Genomic DNA, 22,975 nt, shown 5'->3' with positions numbered 1-22,975 from the left:
ATCGGTCGTTGCGTGTTGGATCAGGTCGCCCCACACGCGAATCAAATTCGGTCGAGGGTGCGACACTAGGCGACATGCTCCGTGTTCTGCTGATCGAAGACCATCAAACGGTGCGCGATGGACTGCAGATGGCGTTGACCCGGCAGGGCCACACGGTGGACGCGGTGGCGACCGGCGAGCAAGGGCTGGCCTACCTGCACGAGGACGCCTGCGATGTCGTCCTCCTCGACCTTATGCTGCCGGGGATGGACGGGTTCGAGGTCTGTCAGCGGATCCGGAGCCTGGGCGACCTCCCGATTATCATCCTCACCGCCCGCAATGACGACATCGACATCGTGGCGGGCCTGGAGGCGGGCGCCGACGACTACGTGGTGAAGCCGGTGCGGGCCCGGGTGCTGGAGGCGCGAATCCGTGCGGTCCTCCGGCGGGCCGGGGGCGAGATCCGGCGGAGCGGCGGCGAGCCGGTGGAGCAGCACGGCGCTCTGACGATCGACCGCGCCGCGCTGGTGGTCCGTAGGAACGGCGTGCCGGTCGGTCTCGCGCCGACCGAGCTGCGCCTGCTGCTCGAGCTCTCCCGCGCGCCGGGCCAGGTGCTGAGCCGGCAGCAGCTGCTGAAGGCCGTGTGGGAGCACGGCTATCTCGGCGACTCGCGACTCGTGGACGCCTGCGTCCAGCGCCTGCGGGCCAAGATCGAGGACGACTCGTCGAAGCCGGTCCTCGTGCAGACGGTACGCGGGTTCGGGTACCGGTTCGGGCCGCTGTGAGGCGTTGGCGCCGGGTGGTGGGTCGCGCCTGGAGTCTCCGGGTCCGGCTGTTGCTGGCCTTCATTCTGCTGGGTCTGACGACCACGGCGGTGGTGGCCAGCGGTAGCTACTTCCAGGCGCGGAGAGTCATCCTCCAGCAGGCGCAGGACGACGCAGCGGTGTCGCTGACCAAGCAACTCAGCAAGCTGTACCCGTTGGGCCAGCTCCCGCCGACCCAGGAGCAGCTCGACGAGATGGCCGAGCTACTGTCCAATGAGGGCTGGCCCGCGGTGCTTCAGTACCACGAGATGCGGACGTGGAGCAACCAGGTGTCGCCATTGCTCACCCCAGAGTTGCAGCAGGCGGTCGGGGGGCGCGTCGTGGCCTGGCAACGCGTCTCGCAGGACGGCTCTCCCGTTCTTCTCGTCGGGACCCAGCTCCTGCTGGAACATCCGGATGGGCGGTCCAGACCGTCCGGGCTGGAGGTCTACGCCGGTCGGAGCCTCTTGTCGGAGCAGCAGAGCATCGACCGGCTCGCCGCCCTGGCCTGGACAGCCGGTGGGCTGTCGCTGGTCCTCGCGGTCCTGCTGGCCCTAGTCGCGGCGGCCGGGGTGCTGACCCCCGTACGCGAACTGGGTCGGGCCGCGCAGCGGCTTGGCGAGGGTGATCTGACGACCCGGCTGCGCGTCCGAGGTGCCGACGAACTGGCCGAGGTGGCGAGGACCTTCAACGGCACCGCTCAGACGCTGGAACGGCAGTTCATTGAGCTGCGCCGAATGGAGTCCGACGCGCGACGCTTCGTGGCCGACGTCTCGCATGAGCTTCGTACGCCGCTGGCCGCGATGTCAGCGGTCACCGACGTCCTAGACGAGGAGGTGGGCGGGTTGACCGGTGACGCCGGCCGGGCTGCCCGACTCATCAGTACAGAGACGCAGAACCTGGCCCGGCTGGTGGACGATCTCATTGAGGTCAGCAGGTTCGACTCGGGTACGGCGCGACTTGCCCTGGATGACGTGGACGTGGCCGCGGCCCTGACCGCGACGCTGCGAGCGCGGGGCTGGGCCGGCCGGGTCCGGATGGAGCTACCGGAGGGGATCCAGGCCCGCCTGGACCCGCGCCGGTTGGACGTTATCGTCGCCAACCTGGTCGGTAACGCCTTCCGACATGGTGCCGAACCGGTGTCACTGCGGCTGCATGCCGAACCGGACTGGTTCACTGTCGAGGTCGCCGACCACGGACCTGGCCTGGACCCGGAGGTGCTGCCACACGTGTTCGAGCGGTTCTACAAGGCGGACTCGGCCCGGACCCGGTCCGAGGGCAGCGGCCTGGGGCTGGCGATTGCGTGGGAGAACACCCGGCTGCACCGGCACACCGGGCAGCCGGGCAGCCTCACCGCCGCCAACGTCTCGACCGCCGCCAACGTGTCGATCGCCGGCAACGTGTCGATCGCCGGCAACGTGTCGACCGCCGGCAGCGCGTCGACGGCCGGCACCGTGTCGACCGGCGGAGCCGTGTTCACGCTCCGCCTGCCGCGGGTGGCGGAGGAGCCCGGCGACGGAGCCGGACGGTGATCGGCCGCCCGGCGGCCCGGAGACGCCCGGCGGCCCGGAGTCGAGCCGCGGTGCTCCTGGTGCTGGTCACCCTGCTCGCCGCGGGGTGCGGGGTCCAGCCCAGCGGGGTGATCTGGGGAGGTCCTGCCGTGCGTGGACCGGCCGAGGGCGTCAGCCTCTACCTGGTCCGGAACGGAACTCTCGCATTGGTGATCCGCCCGGTCGCCCCGGACCTACCCCCCACCGAAGTGCTTCGGCTCCTGGCAGCGGGCCCAACGGTGCACGAACGTCGCGAGGGGTTCACGAGCGAGGTACCCGCCGACGCCGTTCCGACCGAGGTTGCCCCGAGTGCCGACGGTGCCCACCTCGTGGTGACATTGTCGAGCCCGGTTACCACGTTGTCAGTGCACGCCGTCCGGCAGATCCTCTGCACTGTGGACCGTGCGGCAGCCAGTGCCGGCCAGGTCGTCACGGTCACCCTGCATGGCTCCGACGGCCACCTGAGCCCCCAGTCATGTCCCAACTAGCCGGGCTGGCTGACCGGTACCCCAGCCCGGCCGGGTCCTAGCCGGCCCGGACCGGCTAGGTGGTGACGCCGAGGGGACCGGGCCGTGGGGTGGGCGTGCGGCGGGTCATCCCGGCTGGTGTTGACCGACCGTAGTCGGTCAACGCGCCGCGGATCAGGAGGTCGAGCAGGGCCGGGAACTCGATTCCGGCCCGCTGCCAGATCTGTGGGTACTGCGACATGTGGGTGAACCCGGGGAAGGTGTTGACCTCGTTGACGATGGGCTCGGTGGATCCGCTCGTCGGCAGGAAGAGATCGACCCGGAGGAGCCCACGGCAGTCGAGGGCGTGGAAGGCGCGTACCGCCTGGCGCTGGAGTAGCTCGGTGGTGGCGGGGTCGAGCCGGGCGGGAATGTCGAAGACCGCACCTTCCTCGTATTTCGCGCCGTAGTCGAAGAAATCGGCGTCGGTCACGTTTATCTCCAAAGGGGGACCGGCCTCCACCCGGCCGTCGGGATGCTGCAGCACGGCCACGTCGATCTCGCGTCCACCGGCCGCCTGCTCGACCATGACCTTCGGATCGGCTGCCCGTGCCCAGGCCAGTGCGGCGGGAAGGCGCGCCCAGTCGTCCACCTTCGTGACGCCAAGGCTGGACCCGGAGCGGGCCGGCTTCACGAAGACCGGCAGGCCCAGCCGCTGCCGGTCGGCCGGGGCGAGACTGTCACCGGGGCGCAGGGTTACGCCCGGGCTGACCCGCAGGCCCTCGGCGCTGAGCAGCTTTTTGGTGGTGGCCTTGTCCATGCCGGCGGCGCTGGCGAAGACCCCGTTGCCGACGTACGGGGTGCCGAGCCACTCCAGCAGTGACGCGACGGTGCCGTCCTCACCGTACGGACCGTGCAGGGCAGGGAACACCACGTCCTGGACGTCCAACGCGCACAGGGCCGTGGTGAGCGGCACGGCCTGGCCGTCGACCCGCCACTCGCCGTCCCGGCCGATGAACACCTCGGTCACCTGGTATTGGTCCCGGTCCAGCGCGGCGAGGATACTTTCCGCCGAGTGGCAGGACACCTCGTGTTCGTTGCTCTGCCCACCGTAGAGGACCGCCAGTCGCGTACTCATCAGGCCATCACCATCTCGTGAAGGTACTCGCGGGCCACCCGGGCCCCGATTCCGGTCAGGATCTCGTTGGGGTTGGTGCCCGCCCATCTCGCCCACTCGGCGGCCGTCGGTTGGTCGCCCTGCTCGGGGCCGAAGATCACGACCGGGTCACCGATCGCCACGGGAAGGTCGCCGACGTCAACCACGCACTGGTCCATGGCGATGCGACCGACGACCGGGCAGCGCTGGCCGGCGAGCCAGACCGCGGCGCGGCCCTCGGCGGTCCGGGGCAGGCCGTCGGCATAGCCGAGCGGCACCAGTGCCAGCGTGGTCTGCTTCGTGGTCACATGACTCAGTCCATAAGAGACGCCGGTGCCGGCGGGCACCCGCTTCACGTTGACGACGTTCGTGCGCAGCGTCATCGCGGGGTGTAGCCCGAACTTGTCGGGCCCCCGCCCACCGAATGGATCGACACCGTACAGGGCCAGCCCGATCCGGCAGAGGTCGAAGCGGGACGTCGGGGCGGACAGCGCGGCCGCCGAGTTCGCCAGGTGCGCCAGGTCGGGCTGGAGGCCGGCGTCCCGGGCGATTCCGAGTGCCTCCTCGAACCGTGCCACCTGCCGCCGTAGCACCGGACTCCCCGGAATGTCCGCGTCGGCGAGGTGGGACCACACTCCGCGGACCCGGACGCTGCCCTCCACCTCGTAGCTGCGGGCCCGGGCGACCAACTCCGCCCAGTGCTCCCCGCCGGCCCCGTTGCGGGACAGGCCCGTGTCCGCCTTCAGCTGCACCATCGCCGGCACGCCCAACCGGCGCGCCGCCTCGGCGGTCGCGTGTAGGTGGGTCGGTGTCGACACGCCCACGTCGACGTCGGCGGCGACCAACGCGTCGAACTCGTCGTCGGGCCGGTGCAACCAGCTGAGCGTGGGGGCGCTGATGCCGGCCCGGCGCAGGGCCAGCGCCTCGGACGCCGAGGTCACTCCGAGCCATGCGGCGCCGGCGTCCAACGCCGCCCGGGCCACCATCGTCGCGCCGTGGCCGAAGGCGTCCGCCTTCACCACCGCCATCAACGGGGTACGCGTAACGTCTGCGATCGCCCGTACGTTGCTGGCGACCGCTGCTAGGTCGACGACGGCCTCGGCCAGCGCGCGCACCCCGTCTTTGATCATGCGGCTGACGCTGTCATCCGGATATCAGCGGAAGGTCCGCGATGTGTCACGAGCCGGTAATGGATGCGGTCCATCCCGGGTGGGGTCAGATCCAGCGGCGCAGTGCCACCTCCACGCCGGCCTGGAATCGACTCTTCGCGTCGAGGCGTCGCATCAGGTCGTGGACGGTGCGACGGACAGTCCGCTCGGAAAGTTGGAGTTGGCGGCCGATGGCCTCGTCGGTACGCCCCTGCCGGAGTAGCCGGAGGATGGCAACGGTTTGGTCAGTCAGGCCGTCTCTGTCGGCCGTGGCTGACCTCGGGAATTCTCTGCTCTTCTCCCAGAGTAGGTCGAAGAGGAGGCACAGCGTGGAGACCAGGGAGCTACCGCGGATCTCCAACGCGCCCCGGCGCGGTCGTGGCCCGATCGGGATGAGGGCGAACTGCCGGTCGACCAGGGTCATCCGAATCGGGGCCTCGGACATCACCCGACTCTCCTCGCCTTGCTCCGCCATTAGCTCGGCGTACGCTCGGGACCCGGCATCGTCCAGTGTGCTTTCCTGGTATATGTGGCGGATCGTCACCCCGCGGGAGAGGGCGATCCGGGTCAGCGTCTTGGCGGTCTCGATGCTTCCCGGTGGCATCGCCCGGCCGGTGGTCAGCGTCATGATGCTCTCGGATGCGGTGCAGGCGTGCTCGGTCAGGCGTTCCCACACGGTGTCGGCCCCTTCCAGCCGCACGATTTCCTCCCGCCCGCGGTGGGTGTCGTGGCTGGCGGCGTTGGCGAGCACCGAGGCCCGGGCCGCCAGGAGCTTCGCCTGCTGGGTGATCGTCTGCTGTTCGGCTTGGTGCAGCAGGGCGAGCAGGCCGAGCCGCAGGCTCACCGAGCGCAGACTGCCTTCCTGGTTGGGGGACGGTGGGACGATGGCCTGGTCGGCTAGGGCGGAGAAGGCATCACGGATGACCGCCTCCGGTACGTCCAGGGTGGTTGCGAGTTCATCGACGTTCCAGGTCGGGTGCTCCACCATCGCCCAGTAGACGGCTTCGATTCCCGCCGATATGCCTAGCCTGTCGAGCAAGGTTGCCTCCACCAGTTCTACCGGGTGTTCACATTAGTGAAATCTGCCCCCTCCGCAAGGTTTAGATATTGAGGCTCGCCTTTGGTTGGTATCGAGCGACCTTCGCGGTGCGACCCGTGCCCAGGCCGGTCGGCGTCCGGCGTCCCGGGTCTCTCCGGAGACCCGGCTCGGTGCCGTCCTCCCTCCCCGTGCCCGGGCGTCACGGTCGACCGGGCCAGCCCATCGGCCCTGGCTGCCCCGGGCGTTGCCGGAACCGGCCACGGCCGGTTCCGGCAACGCCCGGGGTGCTGACGCGGGCGACGCCGGAACCGCACGATGATCGCAGCGGCGCTGCCAGGGGACAGGTGGCAGCTGAGGGGAGGTGCCCGATGCGTACCGGGCAGATGTGGATAGTCGACACAATCGTGAAAACAGCGGTGCTCGAATCTCGAATCCGATTAGGGGAACGAGCCGCGAGGCCACTACATCGCCCTGCCCACCCGAATTCCCGAATTTGCTCCAGATCTCGCGGTATCGCCGCAAAAGCCGGATGGTATCAGACTACATCGGGCAGCGGGGAGCGATCGAACACAGCACATCGTGCCGCCGCAGGGGTCAACGAGTACCGGGCGTCCATGTGGACGGGAGATGGCGATGGAGCCTGTCGCGGTGCGCCCATCCGGCGATGACCCGCCAGCCCGACCGGCGGTGTTCCGGGTGCTCGGCCCGTTGACCCTCAGCAGCGGTGGGGACACGCTGGTTCTGCCACCGTCGAAGGTGACCTCGTTGCTCGCCGCGCTGTTGTTGCACCCCGACGAGGTGATCTCCGTCAGCACGCTGCAGCAGGCGGTGTGGGGCGACGCGCAGCCCGCCTCGGCCAAGGCCGCGTTGCAGACCTGCACGCTGCGGCTGCGGCAACTCTTCCACCGCCACGGCATAACCGGCAGCGTGATCAAGACGGTGCCGGGTGGCTACCGGATCACCGCCAGCGCCACCACCGTCGACCTGATGCGCTTCCGCGAACTGATCGGCCACACCCGCGAGGCCACCGAGCCAGAGGCCGAACTGGCGAGGCTGGAGGAGGCACTCGCGCTGTGGAGTGACCCAATGCTGGCCAACGTGCCATCAGAGACGCTGCACCGGGACGTCGTACCCCGGATCAGCGAGGAGCGGGTTCGGGCGATCGAGCGGGTGTGCGATCTGAAGATCAGCCTCGGTCGGGACCGTTCCGCGCTCGTGGACCTCTGGACCGCCAACCGCGCGTACCCGGCGAACGAGCGTTTCTCCGCGCAACTCGCCTCGGTGCTCTACCGCACCGGCCGGCAGGCGGACGCCTTGGCCGAACTGCGTCGGATCCGGGAACATCTTCGCCACGAACTCGGCATCGCTCCGGGCCCGACCCTGCGTGCGCTGGAGCTGACCATTTTGCGGGGCGAAGCGTCCACTCCGGTCGCCCCGGCGGGCCGATCCGCCATCGCGGTGCCCCGGCGCCCGGTCGTATCCAGCCTCATCGGTCGAGACGCGCTCGGCGAGACCATCGCCGACCGCCTCCGCGCGGACTGCCCGATCGTGGTGCTCACCGGCCCACCCGGCGTCGGCAAAACCGCGCTGGCGCAGCACGTTGGGCAGCTCGTAGCCCCCCAGTTCCCCGGCGGCCAACTCCGGGTGGCGGCGGCCCCCGCATCGCTGCAGGACGCCCAGGGACAGGCCCTCACCCCGCTCGACCATGGTCACGGTGCCCAGGTGGGCAGACGACTGCTGATCGCCGACGACGTGATCAACGGCAGTCACCTACGAGCCATGCCGGCCCTGCTGGCACCGGGCGACGCGCTGCTGCTGACCAGTCGGCAGAGCCTTTCTGGTCCCGTTACCCGCCTTGGCGGCTGGCTGCACCGGGTGGAGCCGCTCGACCCCGGTGACTCGCTCCAGCTGCTCCGTTCCGTGCTGGGACCCGAGCAGGTCGATGCCGACCCGCAGAGCGCCGCCGAGATCGCGGCGCTCTGCGACCACCTGCCACTCGCGCTGCGCATCGCCGCCACCCGCATCCTGCTGCGCACCCGGACCGGGCTCTCGGCGGCGGTGGAGTGGCTGCGGGTGGACCCGCTGAGCCGGCTGAGTCTGCCCGGCGAACCAGACATGTCACTTGGCCACCGCTTCGACGAGGCCCTGTCCCGAGCCGGCGAAACACTGGCGGCGGCCTTCGTTCGGCTGGCCACCGCGGCCCCCACCGCCAACACCGCCGCAGCGGCCGCAGAGCTGCTCGACGTTGACCCGGCCACGGCTCACGACCTGCTCGACGGGCTGGTTGACCACAGTCTGGTCGAGGAGGCCGCGGAGCACTACTGGATACGAGCCCTGCTGCGGCGACATGCCCAGCTGGTGGCCCAACGGCACGCCCCCCACTCCGGCCCACCGCACCGAGCGAAGGGACCCCTGCGATGAGCACTGCCTACGACACGGTGGCGCAGACCCGGCCGCGGGTGCGTCACGATGTGCTGTTCACCCGGACCGACGACGGAGTGGTGTTCCACAACGCCACCAGCGGCTTCCGGCTCTCCTCCGCGACCGCTTACCGGCTGGCATCGTTGCTCGTCCCGCATCTGAACGGGCGTCATCAGGTCGCGGACATCTGTGCCCGGCTGCCGGCCGGGCAGCGGGCCATGATCGGTGAGCTGGTGACCGCTCTCTACGCGCGCGGCTTCGCCCGGGACGTCCCCGAGGCCGAGGTCGACCCGACCACGATTCTGGGCCCGGCGGTGGCCCGGCACTTCGCAGCCCAGGTCGCCTATCTCGACCACTACGCCGACCGGGCACCGCAGCGCTTCGCCACCTTCCGGAACACCTCGGTCGCGGTAGTGGGCGCCGGTCCGGTCGCCACCGCCTGCGCCACCGGGCTCCTGCGCAACGGCGCCGCCACGGTGACCAGCTCGCCGGCGGTCGTACGGCGGCTCACCCCGGAGTTGGCTGAGCTGAGCGCCGCGGGCTGCGCGGCGACAGCCGTGCCGCTACCCGACGTGGGGGCCGAGGTCGGCTGGTCCGAGCTGGCCGCGGCGGAGATCGTGGTGGTGGCCGCCGGTGCCGACGCTCCCCGCGACACCCTGCGGCTACTCGCGGCCGGAATTCCCCCCGGCCGGCTCCTGCTGCCCGCGTGGGTCGCGGGTGGGCGGATGCTGGTCGGCCCGGTCCAGGGTGCCGGCCGGACCGGATGCTGGTGCTGCGTCATGCTGCGGCTCGCCGACAACGACGAGACCGGTGGCGCCGGGCGGGTGTGGCAAGCGGCGGCGTTGCCGTCCGGGGCCGCGCCAGCCGCCGCCGAGCCGGACGGACCCCTCGCGGCGATGATCGGCAACCTGCTGGCGTACGAGGTGTTCCGGCTGACCACCGGCGCGCTGCCCGCCGAAACCGACGGGAGCGTGATCGTGCAGCACCTCGCCGCCCTCGACGTGCTGACCGAGCAACTGCTTCCGCACCCTCGGTGCGCCTTCTGCCGGCCGGCCCCGCCCGAACCGGCCTGGGTCACCGGTGGGCTGGACGACACTCCGGTTGAGGCCGAAACCGCGGCCGACCCGGCCGCCGAGGCGCAGGAGGCGCTTGCCCGGCTCCAGGCCCACCAGCCGTTACTTCAGCCGCATCTGGGGGTGTTCCGCCGCTACGACGACGAGCGTTGGGACCAGACCCCGGTCAAGGTCGGCGGGGTCGCGTTCACCGAGGGCGGTGGCCAGCGCCGTACGGTGACTGCCTTTGATGTCCACCATGTCGCGGCCGCCCGGCTGCGGGCACTGCGGATCGCGGCCGTCGTCACCACCAGCAGGATCGCGGCCGCCGTCCCCGCCTCCCGCGACCTCCCGCGGGTCGACGCCACCCGACTCGGCCTGGCCTCGGGATGGGATCCCGCCGGGCCGGATGCCTGGGCCACCGCCCGGTCACTGTTCACCCGCGAGGCGGTGGCCGTCCCGACGTCGGTGCTGGAACCTTTTGGGGCGGCCAACCGTCGGCACGGCGCAGAACCCACCAACGCCGGCGGGGGAGCGGGCGAGGACCTCACCGAGGCCGTCCGGGCGGGCCTCGCCTCCGCGCTCGCCGGGCAGCGGCTACGACAGGTCGTCGCCGGGCAGGAGACCATCCACAAGGTTCGGCTAGCCACTGTCGGCGTCACCCCCGAGCTGCTCTTCCTCACCAGGTCGACGGCGAATCTGGGCCTCACCATGGAACTACTCGACCTCGGCGGACAGCGCGACACCGGAGTGGCGGTGCTGCTGGCCCGCTCCTTCGACGCCGACCGCGGCCAGTGGACGTACGCACTCACCGCCGACCCGGACTGGACGACGGCGGCCGCGGCGGCGCTACGCGACGTGCTCGGTCAGGCCCAACTGCGGTTGCAGGACCCCGAGGTGGTACCGGACACCGGCGACCCGGTGCTGGTGGACTTCGACGCCGGCACGGTGCCGGTGCACGGTGAGGTGGACGCCGCCGGGTTTGGTTACCGCTGGGCTGACGTGCTCCAGCGGCTACCGGACCTCGGCTACGACGTGCTGGTGGCACCCGTCGGTGGCGCCGACCTGGCCGCGGGTGGGCTGGTGGCGGTCCGGGTGCTGCTGGCCGCCGGAGGCGACCGATGAGCGTCGGTGCGGCCGCGACCGATGATCTGGTCTGTGCCGAGCTGACCCGGCTGCTCGCCGAGCGGGGCTGCGCCGCGGAGGTGGTCGCGCTGGGGGTGCGGGACGAGCTCCGCGCGACCGTCCGCCCGGAGCGCGGACCGCGGGTGCTGCTCTACGGGCAGCTGGCGCTCATCGCACCGGTGCCGCCGGCAGCGGCCTGTGCGACCTGCCTCGCGCGGCGCTGGCAGGCGGTGCGCCACCGCGACCTGCGCGACGCGGTGGAGCTGGGCGGTGACACGGCCGCGGTGGGGCCCTGGCCGTACGCGACCCCGCTCGTCGCGGACTTCCTGCACGCGCTGATCGCGGCGCGGGGGACCGCCGGGACCGGACCGGCCAGCACCGGGGCGGGTACGCCGAGCACGGTGTTTCAGGTCGACCTGTCGACCCTGCGGGTGCAGCAGGTGCCACTGCTGCCCGACCCCGAGTGCCCGGGCTGCGGCACCATGGTCGCCGACGCGCCGGAGCTGGCGGCGATCGAGCTGCCCGCCACCCCGAAGTCGGAGTCGGACCCGTTTCGTGGCCGGGACCTGGATGACTACCCGCTGAACGTCGCGGCTTTCGCCAACCCGGTGTGCGGGGCGCTCGGCGGCGGCCTGTGGCAGGACGTGACCTCGCTTTCCACCTCACCGGCGGTCGGCTCGTTCACCCTGCGTTGTGGCCGCTTCCTACGGGAGACGCTCTACGGTGGGCACGCCGACGGCTACCGACGCAGCGCCCGGATCGCGGTGTTGGAAGGGATGGAACGCGCCGCCGGCCTGCGCCCGCGGGGCAAGCGCACCGCGGTCACCGCGACCCTGCGGGAGTTGGGCGACGACGCCCTGGACCCACGCGAGTGCGGGCTCTACCCCGACGCCGTATACCAGGCCAATCCGTACCTGCACCGGTTCGACGTGGACCGGCCGATCACGTGGGTCTGGGGCTGGTCCCTGCGGGACCAGCGCACGCTGCTAGTGCCGGAGGTGCTCGCCTACTACCACGCGGCAAGTGTCGAGGAGCGTTTCGTCCAGGAGACCTCGAACGGCTGCGCCTCCGGCGGATCCATGGTGGAGGCGATCTACCACGGCCTGATGGAGGCGATCGAGCGCGACGCCTTCCTGCTGGCCTGGTACGGCGGCCGGTCCCTACCGGAGCTCGACCCGGCCAGCATCGACCGACCACGGGCCCGGATGATGGTTGACCGGCTGGCGATGTACGGCTATCGGGCCCGGTTCTTCGACACCCGGATCACCTTCGACATCCCGGTGGTGACCGCGGTGGCCGTTCGCGAGGACGGCGGTCTCGGTACCCTCGCCTTCGGTGGCGGGGCGAGCCTCGACCCGCAGGCCGCGATCACCGCGGCGCTCTGCGAAATCGCCACCGACTCGGTGATGGTGCGAGTTCGCGCCCGCGCCGACGAGGCCCGGTTGCGTCCGATGACGACCGACTTCTCCCGGGTGCAGGGCCTGCACGACCACCCGCTGCTCTACGGCCTGCCGGAGATGGCGCGACACGCCGCCTTCCTGCTCGATCACGGCACCGCACCGGTCCCGATGCCCCGGCTGTACGAGCGGGATCGGCCCGCCCCACCGGTTACCCCCGATCTCCGCGACGACCTCGAACACTGCCTGAAGCAGGTGACCGCGCAGGGCTTCGACGTGATCGCCGTGGACCAGAGCACCCCCGAGCAGCGCGAGCTGGGCCTGAGGACGGTGAGTGTGCTCGTCCCGGGACTCCTGCCGATCGACTTCGGCTGGCTGCGCCAGCGTGCCCCGCACGCGCGGCGGCTGCGGACCGCCTTCCGCGCCGCCGGGCTTCTCGACCGCGACCTGCGCGACGACGAAATCCACTCCGTTCCCCACCCGTTTCCGTGAGGTGCCGCCATGACGTCCGAGAACCCCGGCCTCGCCCACGCGTACGCGTACGCGATCCTGCATCGCAGCCGTGAACCGATGCCGCCGGCCGACTTCGCGCCGAACTGGGCCGACGCACCCCGCCGCGGTAAGTACTACCCGCAGGCGACCGCCTTCGGGCTGCCCGCCCCGGCCAGCGTCGACGCCGACCTGGACACCGCGCTGCGGGGCCCCGGCGACGCCGACGAGCCGTTCACGCTGCCGTTGCTGGCCGGCCTGCTCCACCACTCGTACGGGCTGCTCGGACGGCGGCTCGGCATCCAGGCCAATTCCGATCTGGGGGTGCTGCCGTCGTACGCGTACGCCAACTGGCACCGCGGCGCCGCCTCCGGTGGAGGTCTCTACCCGTGCAGCGTCTACTGGGTCGCCGGGCCCGGAGCCGGAGTCACCCCGGGTGTCTACTACTACGCGCACGCCCGGCACGCGATGCAGCGGCTGCTCGGCGGTGACGTCAGCGCCCGGGTGAACGCGGCGGTGGCCCCACCCCGCCCTGCCAGCCAGTTCCTGATCGTCGGTGTGAAGTACTGGCAGAACGCCTTCAAGTACAACAACTTCTCGTACCACGTGGTGTCGATGGACCTGGGTACCCTACTGCAGTCGTGGCGACTCTGGGCCGGCGCCCAGGGCCGGCAGATCCGACCCGTGCTCTGGTTCGACCAGGCGGCCGTCGCCGACTTGCTCGGACTCACCCCCGACGACGAGACGCTCTTCGCCGCCGTCCCCCTGACCTGGACCGCGCCCCAGCCCGCCGTGCCCTCGCCCGCCGTGCCCTCGCCCGCCTTGCCCTCGCCTCCGGCCTCCACGCCCGTCGCTTCCGCCGGTCGTGGGGAGCCCCCCGCGGTCCGGGTACGGCACCACGACCAGGAGCGGTCGCGGACGCTACTCCACTTCGACGCCCTACGGCGGGTAAGCCGCAGCACCGCCGCGTCGGTCGACCGGCCCGCCACCGGGGCGTTGGCATCCGCCGCCGCCCACCCGGTGCCGCCGGGCGGAACCCGCCGGCGATTGCCCGCCGCCGCGCCGCTGACGCTGCCCGTGGCGGCCGCCCTCACCGCCCGCCGCAGTAGCTTCGGCCGGTTTCTGCGGAACCGCCCCCTGGCGGCGGCGCACCTCGCCGCACTGTTGAAGGCCACCGCAGCCAGCACCGTGCCATCCGAGATCGACGGTCCGGCCGACCGTCCGCTGGCCCGGATCTACGCCTTCGTCAACGCCGTGGCCGCCGTGCCCGCCGGAGGATACGCGTACGACCCGCAGGAGCACAGCCTCGTCGCCATCACCAGTGGCCCACCCGGGGCGTTCCTGCAACGCAACTACACCCTGGCCAACTACAACCTGGAGCAGGCAGCGGTCGTCCTCGTCGCGACGGTGCGCACGCACGCGGTGCTCGACGCCACCGGTGACCGCGGCTACAACCTCGCCAACGCCACCATCGGCGCGATGGCCCAGACCTTCTACACCGTCGCCGCCGCGCTTGGTCTCGGGGCGGGGGTCGCGCTGGGCTTCGACGGCGTCTCCTACGTCAAGGAGCTGGGACTCACCGGCAGTGACGAGTTCCCGCTGCTCATCATGCTCGCCGGCGAGGAGCGCGGGCAGCTCGGCAACTACCGATACGAGCTGCGATGAGGCAGGCCGTGCCAGCGCCGGGCCCGCTACCGGCCGTGGCCGCCCCCGCCGGCTGGCGTACCGGTGCGTACTTCACCGCCCGGATCGCCGGTCTTCCCCTCTCGACGGTCGACCTGCTCCGTTCCCCGACAGCCCGCACCTGGGCCGACGAGGCGCTGGCCCTGGAGCGTCAGCTGCGCACCGACGGGGCGCAGCTCAGCCAACTCCTGTACGAGCTGGTCAACGACAATGAGGACGAGTCGGTCCGCCGACGGCTGCTGACGCTGCGCCGACAGGTCTTCAACAACGCCCTGCCGGCCGCGCCCGGGCCGGCGCTCGCTGCGGTCGAGCAGACCCGACCGGCGGCCCTGCCGGTCGTCCAGCGCTGGCTCCGGCGACGCACGCAGCTCGCCCGGCACCAGGACGAGGGCTTCGCGATCCTCGCCGCCGACGTCGCCCAGGCCCGCGCCGAGCTGTGGCGGCTGGCCGACGAGCCACGCCTGCGCGGCGGGCTCCAACTCGCCTCACCGACCCTCGACGAACAGCTCGCCGCCGGGAGCACACCGGAGCTGACCCGGCCGGCGAACAAACGGACCCGCCGCGTCGAGCGCTCACTGCTGTCCTACCTGTATCGCACCGCTGGCAAGACCAGCCCGTTCAGTACCTTCACCGCGGTCGCCCTCGGCCGCTTCACCGACACCGGCTCCCAGCTCGAGTTCCCCGTCAACGAGCAGTGGCACCAGCACGTACGCCTCAACGTCGTCCTGGTCGCCCGGCTCGCCGAGCTGGTCACCGCCGACCCGCGGCGGCGCGGCGACCTGATGGTGGAGTTGAGCCCGGGGTGGCGCCGCGACGCGGACCGGATCCGCTACGTGCGGCACTGGGTCACCGCCGGCGACGACAGCGCCACGGTCAGCTTCGACTCGGTCCGCGACGGCCTCTTCTTCCTCCGCCGCAGCGGCATCCTGGACGGGCTCACCGCCCTGTTGCAGCAGCGCGGCACGATGCGCTGTGCCGAGCTGGTGGACCGGCTCTGCCGGGACACCGGGGCCGACCGGCCCGATGGCGAGACCTACCTGTCGACGCTGCTGGAGTTGGGAATGCTACGGCTGGTCGGCCTGGACACCGAGGTGCACGCCACCGACCCGATCCGCGCCCTCGCCGACACGCTGGGGCAGCTGGACCGGCCGTGGGCCGGACAGCTCGTCAACCAACTCCACGAGATCATGCGGCTGGTTGACGCCTACCGGCAGGGCGACCTCGGCCGGCGTCGCGACCTGCGGCACCGACTGCGGGACGCGGTACGCGCGGTGATGCGCTCCCTCGGTGAGGAGAACCCGACCCTGCCGCAGACGCTGCTGTACGAGGACAGCCGGGTGGCCGGTGAACCGGTGACCATCGCGGCCCCGCCCTGGCAGCGGTTGGTCGGCGCGGACCTCGCCACCGTGGAACGGATCCTGCCCGCCTTCGACCAGAACCTGCCACACCGGATCATGTTCCACGGTTTCTTCCTGGCCCGGTTCGGCGTCGGCGGCCGCTGCGACGACCTGCTGCGGCTCGTCGAGGACTTCCACGACGACCTCTACGACCAGTACTCCTCGTACACGGCGGGGCGCCGCCCGTTCGCCGCGGACGGTAGCTACACGCCGGAGGAGAACTGGCTGGGTCGGCCCGAGATGTCCGCGCTCGACCAGGCCCGACAGCTCTTCGCCAAGCGGGTGGCAGCGCTCGCCGACGCCGATCCCCGGTGCCCCGAGCTGTCTCTGCCCGTCGAGCTGTTCGACGAGGTGGGCGCGCTGCTCGGCGCCAACGCCCACCAGGTCCACCCGATGGGGCACTTCGTCCAGCTGGCCCTCCGCGAGCCCGACCCGCTGCTGGTGCTCAACCAGTCCTTCGGCGGGCTCTCCTTCCCGTTCAGCCGGTTCACCCACTGCTTCGACGCCGACACCCCCACCCTCGCCGAACGGTTACGGGCCCAGACGGCGGAGCTCACCCCACCGGGCGTGGTCTTCGCCGAGCTGACCGGGGGAGCGGCCACCACCAACCTGAACCTGCACGCCCGGCTCACCGACCACGTGATCGTGTGTCCCGGCGAAACCAGCACCGTCCCGGCCGACCGGCAGCTCACCCTCGACGACCTCTACCTGGCCCACGATCCGGAAACCGACCGGGTGGTCCTGCGCTCGACCCGCCTCGACAAGGAGGTCGTCGCCGTGTATCTGGGCTACCTGGTGCCGATGGCGCTGCCGCAGATCCCGCGTACCCTGCTGCTGCTCTCGCCGGCGTCGCTGGTGCGGCTCGACGTGTGGCGCGGGGTGCCGGCGGCCACCAGCGACGGTGTTACCGTCCGGCCCCGGCTGCGCCTCGGCAACATCGTGCTCAGCCGCCGAAGCTGGTCGGCGCCGGTCCGCGGGCTTCCCGACTCGGGGGACCCCGGCACCGACCCGGCGGCGTTCCTGGCCTGGCGTCGGTGGCGGGCCCGGCACGGCCTGCCCGAGCAAGCGTTCGCCACCATCTACCCGGCCCAATCCGGTCCGCGCACGGCCAACCCGAAGCCGCAGTACGTCGACTTCGCAAGCGCGCTGTCGCTGCAGGCCCTACGTGCCGCGCTGACTGACCCGGACGACCAGGTCGTCCTGCGCGAGTTGCTGCCCGCCGCGAGCGAACTGGCTGCCCACAGCGCGCTCGGTGGACACGTCAGCGAGCTGGCCGTGGAGACCTTCCGCGTCCACGCGCGGCAGACCGTCGCCGCACCACGATCCGGAGGTAGCAGCCGATGACCGCGTCCGCCGCCGCGCCCACCGACGCCGAGGAGACCGCCGCCCGGCGAGGAGAGTGGATCTCGCTGCACGTCTTCTACGCGGCCAACCCGCAACCGTTGCTGGTGGACTGCGTGGCCCCGCTCATCCGGGAACTCACCGAAGCGGAGCTGCTCGCCGGCCACTTCTTCATCAACTACTGGCTGGAGGGGCCACACGTGCGGCTGCGGCTGCGCCCGCGTACTCCCGCCGACGAGCCGGCGGTGCGGGCGCGGGCCGAGGCGGTGGTCAGCCGCTTCCTCACCACCCGCCCCGCGCTGTACGCGATGGGCACCGGCTACCTGCGGGAGCTCTACGACATCCTCTTCGCGCTGGAGTTCCCCGACGGGCGGCCGGCGGAGCTGGTAGATGCCGCCGGACAGATGCTGCTCAGCCCCAACAACTCATACAGCTACCGGCCGTATGCACCGGAGTACGGCAAGTACGGCGGGCCGGCCGGCATCGAGGTGGCCGAGTGGCACTTCCAGCACTCCAGCGACACCGTGCTGCACGCCATCTCGTCGATGAACCTGCACCTGCGCCCGGTGCTGCTGGGCACCGCCGCGCAGCTGATGACGGTGCACGCCGGCACCTTCCTGCCCGACCGGGAGCAGCTGGTGGACTTCCTCGACCGGTACCACCACTACTGGCACCAGGCCTTCGCCGGCACCAACCTCATCGGCATCGACGAGTACACGCGAATGTATGACAGCGTCGCCGGTGAGCTCGGCCGTCGCGTACGGCAGATTCTCACCCTCGTTGGGCGCGGGGAGGTGCAGCGGCTCCCCGGCTTCCTCCGCGGGTGGGCCGAGCACACGGCCCAACTCCGCGAGAAGGTGCTCGCCCTGACCGCCTCCGGCGAGCTGACGGTCAGCGCGTGGAGCGGCGACGACCGGGTCATCACCGACCCGGGGGAGGCCCTCCCGTTCCTGCTCTCGCCGTACCTGCACATGACCAACAATCGGCTGCACGCCACCATCCGCGACGAGGCGTACCTCTCCTATCTGCTCGCCCGGGTGCTGCGGGAGTCGGCGGTGTCGTCGTGACGCGCCCGGGCCTGCTGGCCAAACGCCCCCGGCTGCGCGAAGACCTGATCTTCTCGCGGCCGTTGCAGCGCGGCCCCGACACGGTCTACCTGCTCAAGGACCGGCGCACCGGCCGAGCGTTCGAAATCCCGCCGAAGGAGCAGTTCCTGCTCCGCCGCCTCGACGGCGTCCGATCCCTCGGTGAGGTCGGCGCCGAGTACGCCGACGAGTACGGTCGTCGCCTCGGCGACGCGCACTGGACCCGGCTGCTGTGGCTCCTACACGAGCGGGACCTGCTGGCCGTACACCCCGCCGGGCCCGCCCCGGCGACGGGCGACGGCGAGCGGGCGACGGCCGACCCGGGACGCTCCGGCGCGCTGGGATGGTGGGCGCACCGGCTGCGATTCCTGCTGCGCCCGGCGGTCTTCGCGCTGGTCGCCGTCCTCGTCGTCGCGCTGCTCGTGCTGGTCGGGCTGCGGCTCGGCCCGCTCTGGCAGACCGCCCGCCCGGCCTTCACCGACCCGGTCAGCTTGGTGGCGCTGGTGTTGCTCGCCTGGTCGAGCGCAGCCTTGCACGAGTTCGCGCACGGGGTGGTGGCCGTCCACTTCGGTGCCAACGTCAACCGGATCAACCTGGTCACCCTCACCTGCCGGGTCGAGGACTACCTCTACCTACCGCGTCGGTCCCAGCAGGTGCTGATCGCGTCGGCCGGTGCGGTAGCCAACGGGCTGGTCCTGCTGCTCGCCGGCGCCGCCCTCATCGTGCTGCCCGGCGCCTTCGCCGACCGGCTACTCAGCGCGTTCGTGCTGGTCGGGGCGGCCCAGACGTTGGTCAACGTCATCGCCCTGCCCCCACTGGACGGCTACAAAGTCCTCAGTCACCTGCTGGACCAGCTGGACCTGGCCCCGGAGAGCCGCCGCTACCTGGCGACCCTTCCCCGGCGCCTGCTGCGCCGGCCCGGCCGCCGCTACCCACGACGGACCGCGGTCTGCCTCGGGCTCTTCGGCGCCGGGTGGTTGCTGGCGAGCGTTGCCGCCGCCAGTTTCGTGATCGTCTATCTGGGCGGCCTGCTTCGACCTTCCCTCGGCGCGCTCGCCTACGTGCTGCCGGCCGCCATCGTCGGTCTGACCGTCGCCGGCTGGCTGGCCCGACCCGGTCGGCCCCGCCCGGCGGACCGGATTCCCGCACCACCAACCAGTGAGAACAACCAGTGAAAGGCGAGCCGATGTCATCCATCGACAGTCCGGCGATCGTGCTGGACGCCGTGAGTAAATCGTATGGCGAGGTGCGGGCGGCCGATGAGGTCTCCATCTCGATCGGCCGCGGCGAGTTCTTCGGCCTCCTCGGCCCCAACGGCGCTGGCAAGACCACCCTTATCGAGATGATCGAAGGGCTGCGCCTTCCCGACACCGGCACCATCACGGTGCTGGGCATGGCACCAGCGCCACGCAACCTCGACCTGCTGCCCCGGATCGGCGTGCAGACCCAGCGTTCGGCCTTCTTCACCCGGCTGACCGCCCGCGAGCATCTGGTGACCGTCGCCGCCCTCTACGGCCTCCCGCCAGCCACCGCCGAGAAGGCGCTGGACCTGGTCGGGCTGACCGATTCCGGGGACGTCCGGGTCACCAAGATCTCCGGCGGTCAGCGCCAGCGCCTCGCCATCGCCTCCACCCTCGTCCACGACCCCGAGGTGGTCTTCCTGGACGAACCCACCGCCGCGCTGGACCCGGAGGCCCGCCGCGACCTCGGCCAGATGCTGCGCAACCTGAAGGCGATCGGCAAGACCATCGTCTACACCACCCACCACCTGGACGAGGCGCAGACCCTCTGCGACCGGGTCGCGATCCTCTCCGCCGGGCGCGTCCTCGCGCTCGACAGCCCCCGCGAGCTGATCGCCCGCTCCGGCATCGGTACCCGACTGGTGGTCCCCGCCGGCCGGCTCAGCCCGGAACAGGCCGGCACCCTCGACGGCGTCAACGGGGTCGCCGTTGAGGACGGCATGCTCGTGCTGCGGACTGCACACACGGCCCGGGTACTCGCCGCCCTCGACGGGGAAGCCGACCTGGACGATGTGGAGACCCGGCCGGCCACCTTGGAAGACGTCTACCTCGAGCTGATCGGAGCGCCGCAGGCATGAGCGCATACGCCGCACTCTCCCGAGCCGTCTACAAGGCGGCCGTACGGGATGCCACGACGGTCTTCTTCACCTTCGCCTTTCCGCTGATCTTCCTGGTCATCTTCGCGCTGATCTTCCGCAACCAGGAGGTCGCCGACACCGGCCGCGGATACGTCGACTACATCGCCCCGGGCGTGCTCTCCTGGGGCCTGGCCAACGCCGCCCTCTTCGGCGTGGCCTTCACCCTGATGCAGTGGCGCAACGACGACCTGCTGCGGATCATCCGACTCTCCCCAACCAGCATCTGGTCGGTGATCGGCTCCCGCTACGTGGTCGCACTGGGCATCGGGGCGGCGCAGTGCGTGCTCTTCGTCGGCGTCGCCATGCTGCCGGTCTTCGGCATGCGCCCGGACCCGACCTGGCCGCTCGCCATCCCGATCATGCTGCTCGCGGTGACCGCCTTCCTCGCCCTCGGCCTGATCGTCGGATCCGCAGCCAACACCCCGGAGGCCGTCGCCGCGATCGCCAACTGCGTCGTGGTGCCGATGGCCTTCCTCTCCGGCTCGTTCTACCCCCTCGAACTGATGCCGGACTGGCTACAGGAGGTCTCCCGGGTGCTGCCGATGCGCTACGTCAACGACGGCATCACGTACGCCTTCACCGGCTTCGGCACCATGACCGACTACCTGGTCTCGTGCGCCGCGCTGGTCGCCTTCACCGCCGTGTTCGCGGTCGTCGGAGTGCGGACCTTCCGCTGGAGCAACGACTCATGACCGACACCGCGGCGGCAGCGCACCCCACCCCCCTCGCCGCCGCCGCGGCCCAACTCCGACAGCACCTGCGCCGCCGATGGCTGGCCCAGCCGACCGGCGCCACCGAAGACCGGCGGGCCCGGCGAGCCGGAGCGGCACCGAGGGTGGTGACGCTGGGCGACGCTCCCGCGCCCGCCGTGGCCGACCCGGACCGGTGCGCCGCCACCGTGCACCTCACCGCTGCCACCGTGCTGATCGGACCCTTCGGTGGCGCCGCTGGCCGGGCCTGCGGGCACTGCCTGGCCATCCGTTGGCAGCGGCTACGCAGCCGCAGCCAACGCGACGCTCTGGAGGTCGGTGACCGGACGACCGCGGTCGGCCCGTGGCCGCAGCTGACCGCCTACCAGCTCGACGCCGTCTGGGAGCTCTACCGCGCCAGCCACACCGGCCCACCACTGCCGCCGCCACCGAGCTGGGACCGGCACAGCACCCCGCTGCCCCGGGTCAGCCAGCTCGACCTGGCCGGCCTGCGGGTCCGCACCCACCCGCTGCTGGCCGAGCCGTGCTGCCCCAGCTGCACCCGGCAACGCCCCGATAGCCCCGACACACCTGACCCGCTGGTGCTCGCGCACCAACCCCGGCCCAAGCCGCGACCCGACACGTACCGGCTGCGTCCCCCCGACGACTATCCACTGCCAGCGGCCGCGCTGGTCAACCCGGTCTGCGGCGTACTCGGTGCGGGTACCGCCCTCACCATCACGTCACCGACCACCGCACCGGTGACCGGCAGCGTCTTCATCCGCGGCTACGGTGGGCTGCTCGACGTCTCCTGGAGCGGCCAGTCCAGCGGCTACGACGCGAGCCGCGCGCTGGCCCACCTCGAAGGGCTGGAGCGCTACGCCGGGACCCACCGACGACGCAACGTCACCCCGGTCCTCGCCGCCTACGCCGATCTCGGCCCGGAGGCGCTGCACCCGGACCGCTGCGGCCGGCACCCCGACGAGGTGTACGACACCGACCCGATCCTGCGCCGGTTCGACCCTGAGCGACCGATCCCCTGGGTGTGGGGCCAGAACCTGCACACCGGCAGGCCCGTACTGGTGCCGCGTCGGCTGTGCTTCTACAGCTCGCCCGCCGCCGGCGACACCTTCGTCCTCTCCTCCTCCAGCGGCTGCGCGACCGGCAGCTGCCTGGCGGAGGCCGTCCTGTTCGGCCTGTTGGAGCTGATCGAGCGGGACGCGTTCCTGCTCGCCTGGTACGGCAACCTGACTCTGCCCCGGATCGACCTCGACACCTGCCCGCCGGTTGTGCGTGCGATGGCCGACCGGGCGGAGCTGCAGGGCTACCGGCTCTACGCCTTCGACAACCGGATCGACCTCGACGTACCCGTGGTCACCAGCCTCGCCGTCCGCCACGACGGCGGCCCCGGCCTGCTGTCCTTCGCCGCCGCCGCCCACCTCGACCCGCGGCAGGCGGTCACCGGCGCGCTCGCTGAGGCGCTCACCTACATCCCGCACCAGCCCACCACCGTGCGCCGACGCCGGGCCGAGCTGGAACGGATGGCCGACGACTACACGCTCGTCCGCCGGCTGCCCGACCACGCGGCACTCTTCGGCCTACCCCGGATGGCGGTGCACGCCGGAAGCTACCTCGACGACCGGGGCGCGCTCCCCATCGCGCAGCTCTTCGCCGGCTACCGACCCCCCGGCACGCCGGATCTCCGCGACGACCTGCGCCGGGTGCTCGACCTGCTGGCTGCGCGCGGGCTTGAAGCGATCATGGTGGATCAGACCACACCAGAGCAGGAGGCGGTCGGACTCCGCTCGGTCTGCACGATCGTGCCCGGCATGCTTCCGATCGACTTCGGCTGGATCCGGCAGCGGGCTCCGCACCTGCCGCGGCTACGGACCGCACCGGCGGTGGCGGGCCTCACCGACGCCGAACTGACCGACACCGACCTCCGCCTCGTGCCGCACCCCTTCCCCTAACGGCCCCGGCGCACCCGTCAGAAAGCGACCGCTCGTGCCGACCTTTC

Annotated in this window: 16 protein-coding genes; 13 read left to right on the top strand and 3 right to left on the bottom strand. The window is 71.5% G+C overall.

Going from position 1 to position 22,975, the window contains the following annotated elements; all coding sequences use genetic code 11:
• Positions 1-74: 74 nt before the first annotated feature.
• Genes SALPAC2_RS0105405 through SALPAC2_RS24430 form a run of 3 tightly spaced genes read left to right on the top strand, consistent with a single transcriptional unit; the run spans position 75 to position 2,820 of the window.
• A complete protein-coding gene (locus tag SALPAC2_RS0105405) occupies positions 75-764 on the top strand; it encodes a response regulator transcription factor (protein WP_018215624.1) in 690 nt (229 codons plus the stop codon).
• Complete coding sequence (locus tag SALPAC2_RS0105400; protein ID WP_223874889.1) at positions 761-2,314, top strand: sensor histidine kinase; 1,554 nt, start codon at positions 761-763, stop codon at positions 2,312-2,314. The genes SALPAC2_RS0105405 and SALPAC2_RS0105400 overlap by 4 nt, the downstream gene beginning before the upstream one ends.
• On the top strand, positions 2,311-2,820 hold the full coding sequence (locus tag SALPAC2_RS24430) for a hypothetical protein (protein ID WP_223874143.1): 510 nt from the start codon (positions 2,311-2,313) through the stop codon (positions 2,818-2,820). The genes SALPAC2_RS0105400 and SALPAC2_RS24430 overlap by 4 nt, the downstream gene beginning before the upstream one ends.
• 55 nt (positions 2,821-2,875) lie before the next feature.
• On the opposite strand, the gene SALPAC2_RS0105390 is transcribed toward SALPAC2_RS24430, so the two are convergent.
• The 3 genes from SALPAC2_RS0105390 to SALPAC2_RS0105380 all read right to left on the bottom strand — a co-directional run bounded on the left by SALPAC2_RS0105390 (position 2,876) and on the right by SALPAC2_RS0105380 (position 6,070).
• Positions 2,876-3,916, bottom strand: coding sequence for a D-alanine--D-alanine ligase family protein (locus tag SALPAC2_RS0105390; protein WP_018215621.1), 1,041 nt, complete (start codon positions 3,914-3,916; stop codon positions 2,876-2,878).
• Positions 3,916-5,064, bottom strand: coding sequence for an alanine racemase (gene alr, locus SALPAC2_RS0105385; RefSeq protein ID WP_018215620.1), 1,149 nt, complete (start codon positions 5,062-5,064; stop codon positions 3,916-3,918). Before alr ends, SALPAC2_RS0105390 begins: the two co-directional genes overlap by 1 nt.
• Positions 5,065-5,149: 85 nt before the next feature.
• The gene (locus SALPAC2_RS0105380; RefSeq protein WP_188115908.1) at positions 5,150-6,070 is read right to left on the bottom strand and encodes a helix-turn-helix domain-containing protein; all 921 of its coding nucleotides are present in this window, start codon (positions 6,068-6,070) and stop codon (positions 5,150-5,152) included.
• A gap of 678 nt (positions 6,071-6,748) precedes the next feature.
• Here SALPAC2_RS0105380 and SALPAC2_RS0105375 point away from each other — a divergent pair.
• Genes SALPAC2_RS0105375 through SALPAC2_RS0105330 form a run of 10 tightly spaced genes read left to right on the top strand, consistent with a single transcriptional unit; the run spans position 6,749 to position 22,928 of the window.
• The gene (locus SALPAC2_RS0105375) at positions 6,749-8,542 is read left to right on the top strand and encodes an AfsR/SARP family transcriptional regulator (RefSeq protein ID WP_018215618.1); all 1,794 of its coding nucleotides are present in this window, start codon (positions 6,749-6,751) and stop codon (positions 8,540-8,542) included.
• The gene (locus tag SALPAC2_RS0105370) at positions 8,539-10,719 is read left to right on the top strand and encodes a TOMM precursor leader peptide-binding protein (protein ID WP_018215617.1); all 2,181 of its coding nucleotides are present in this window, start codon (positions 8,539-8,541) and stop codon (positions 10,717-10,719) included. Before SALPAC2_RS0105375 ends, SALPAC2_RS0105370 begins: the two co-directional genes overlap by 4 nt.
• Complete coding sequence (locus SALPAC2_RS0105365) at positions 10,716-12,608, top strand: TOMM precursor leader peptide-binding protein (protein ID WP_018215616.1); 1,893 nt, start codon at positions 10,716-10,718, stop codon at positions 12,606-12,608. The genes SALPAC2_RS0105370 and SALPAC2_RS0105365 overlap by 4 nt, the downstream gene beginning before the upstream one ends.
• 9 nt (positions 12,609-12,617) lie before the next feature.
• Complete coding sequence (locus SALPAC2_RS0105360) at positions 12,618-14,270, top strand: nitroreductase family protein (RefSeq protein WP_018215615.1); 1,653 nt, start codon at positions 12,618-12,620, stop codon at positions 14,268-14,270.
• The gene (locus SALPAC2_RS0105355; RefSeq protein WP_050563079.1) at positions 14,267-17,029 is read left to right on the top strand and encodes a lantibiotic dehydratase; all 2,763 of its coding nucleotides are present in this window, start codon (positions 14,267-14,269) and stop codon (positions 17,027-17,029) included. The genes SALPAC2_RS0105360 and SALPAC2_RS0105355 overlap by 4 nt, the downstream gene beginning before the upstream one ends.
• Entirely contained in the window at positions 17,026-18,093 is a 1,068-nt protein-coding gene (locus tag SALPAC2_RS0105350) for a lantibiotic dehydratase C-terminal domain-containing protein (RefSeq protein WP_018215613.1), read from the top strand. The genes SALPAC2_RS0105355 and SALPAC2_RS0105350 overlap by 4 nt, the downstream gene beginning before the upstream one ends.
• Positions 18,090-19,286 carry a zinc metalloprotease gene (locus SALPAC2_RS0105345; protein WP_018215612.1) on the top strand — a complete coding sequence of 399 codons (1,197 nt, stop codon included), beginning with the start codon at positions 18,090-18,092 and terminating at the stop codon, positions 19,284-19,286. Before SALPAC2_RS0105350 ends, SALPAC2_RS0105345 begins: the two co-directional genes overlap by 4 nt.
• Positions 19,283-20,209: an ABC transporter ATP-binding protein gene (locus tag SALPAC2_RS0105340; RefSeq protein WP_018215611.1), complete on the top strand. Its 927-nt coding sequence runs from the start codon at positions 19,283-19,285 to the stop codon at positions 20,207-20,209. Before SALPAC2_RS0105345 ends, SALPAC2_RS0105340 begins: the two co-directional genes overlap by 4 nt.
• The gene (locus tag SALPAC2_RS0105335; RefSeq protein ID WP_018215610.1) at positions 20,206-20,961 is read left to right on the top strand and encodes an ABC transporter permease; all 756 of its coding nucleotides are present in this window, start codon (positions 20,206-20,208) and stop codon (positions 20,959-20,961) included. Before SALPAC2_RS0105340 ends, SALPAC2_RS0105335 begins: the two co-directional genes overlap by 4 nt.
• Complete coding sequence (locus tag SALPAC2_RS0105330) at positions 20,958-22,928, top strand: TOMM precursor leader peptide-binding protein (protein ID WP_018215609.1); 1,971 nt, start codon at positions 20,958-20,960, stop codon at positions 22,926-22,928. Before SALPAC2_RS0105335 ends, SALPAC2_RS0105330 begins: the two co-directional genes overlap by 4 nt.
• The last annotated feature ends 47 nt before the right edge of the window (positions 22,929-22,975 follow it).

This window comes from Salinispora vitiensis (assembly GCF_000378825.1).
GTDB classification, from domain to species: domain Bacteria; phylum Actinomycetota; class Actinomycetes; order Mycobacteriales; family Micromonosporaceae; genus Micromonospora; species Micromonospora vitiensis.
Note: the sequence above shows the minus strand (reverse complement) of the source record. Positions and strands in the feature narration are given on the sequence as shown.

Excerpts from the sequence above, each read along its gene's own strand:
- SALPAC2_RS0105405 (WP_018215624.1), top strand. The coding sequence starts at position 75 with ATGCTCCGTGTTCTGCTGATCGAAGACCATCAAACGGTGCGCGATGGA.
- SALPAC2_RS0105390 (WP_018215621.1), bottom strand. The coding sequence starts at position 3,916 with ATGAGTACGCGACTGGCGGTCCTCTACGGTGGGCAGAGCAACGAACAC.
- alr (WP_018215620.1), bottom strand. The coding sequence starts at position 5,064 with ATGATCAAAGACGGGGTGCGCGCGCTGGCCGAGGCCGTCGTCGACCTA.
- SALPAC2_RS0105380 (WP_188115908.1), bottom strand. The coding sequence starts at position 6,070 with ATGGTGGAGCACCCGACCTGGAACGTCGATGAACTCGCAACCACCCTG.
- SALPAC2_RS0105375 (WP_018215618.1), top strand. The coding sequence starts at position 6,749 with ATGGCGATGGAGCCTGTCGCGGTGCGCCCATCCGGCGATGACCCGCCA.
- SALPAC2_RS0105370 (WP_018215617.1), top strand. The coding sequence starts at position 8,539 with ATGAGCACTGCCTACGACACGGTGGCGCAGACCCGGCCGCGGGTGCGT.
- SALPAC2_RS0105365 (WP_018215616.1), top strand. The coding sequence starts at position 10,716 with ATGAGCGTCGGTGCGGCCGCGACCGATGATCTGGTCTGTGCCGAGCTG.
- SALPAC2_RS0105360 (WP_018215615.1), top strand. The coding sequence starts at position 12,618 with ATGACGTCCGAGAACCCCGGCCTCGCCCACGCGTACGCGTACGCGATC.
- SALPAC2_RS0105355 (WP_050563079.1), top strand. The coding sequence starts at position 14,267 with ATGAGGCAGGCCGTGCCAGCGCCGGGCCCGCTACCGGCCGTGGCCGCC.
- SALPAC2_RS0105350 (WP_018215613.1), top strand. The coding sequence starts at position 17,026 with ATGACCGCGTCCGCCGCCGCGCCCACCGACGCCGAGGAGACCGCCGCC.
- SALPAC2_RS0105335 (WP_018215610.1), top strand. The coding sequence starts at position 20,206 with ATGAGCGCATACGCCGCACTCTCCCGAGCCGTCTACAAGGCGGCCGTA.
- SALPAC2_RS0105330 (WP_018215609.1), top strand. The coding sequence starts at position 20,958 with ATGACCGACACCGCGGCGGCAGCGCACCCCACCCCCCTCGCCGCCGCC.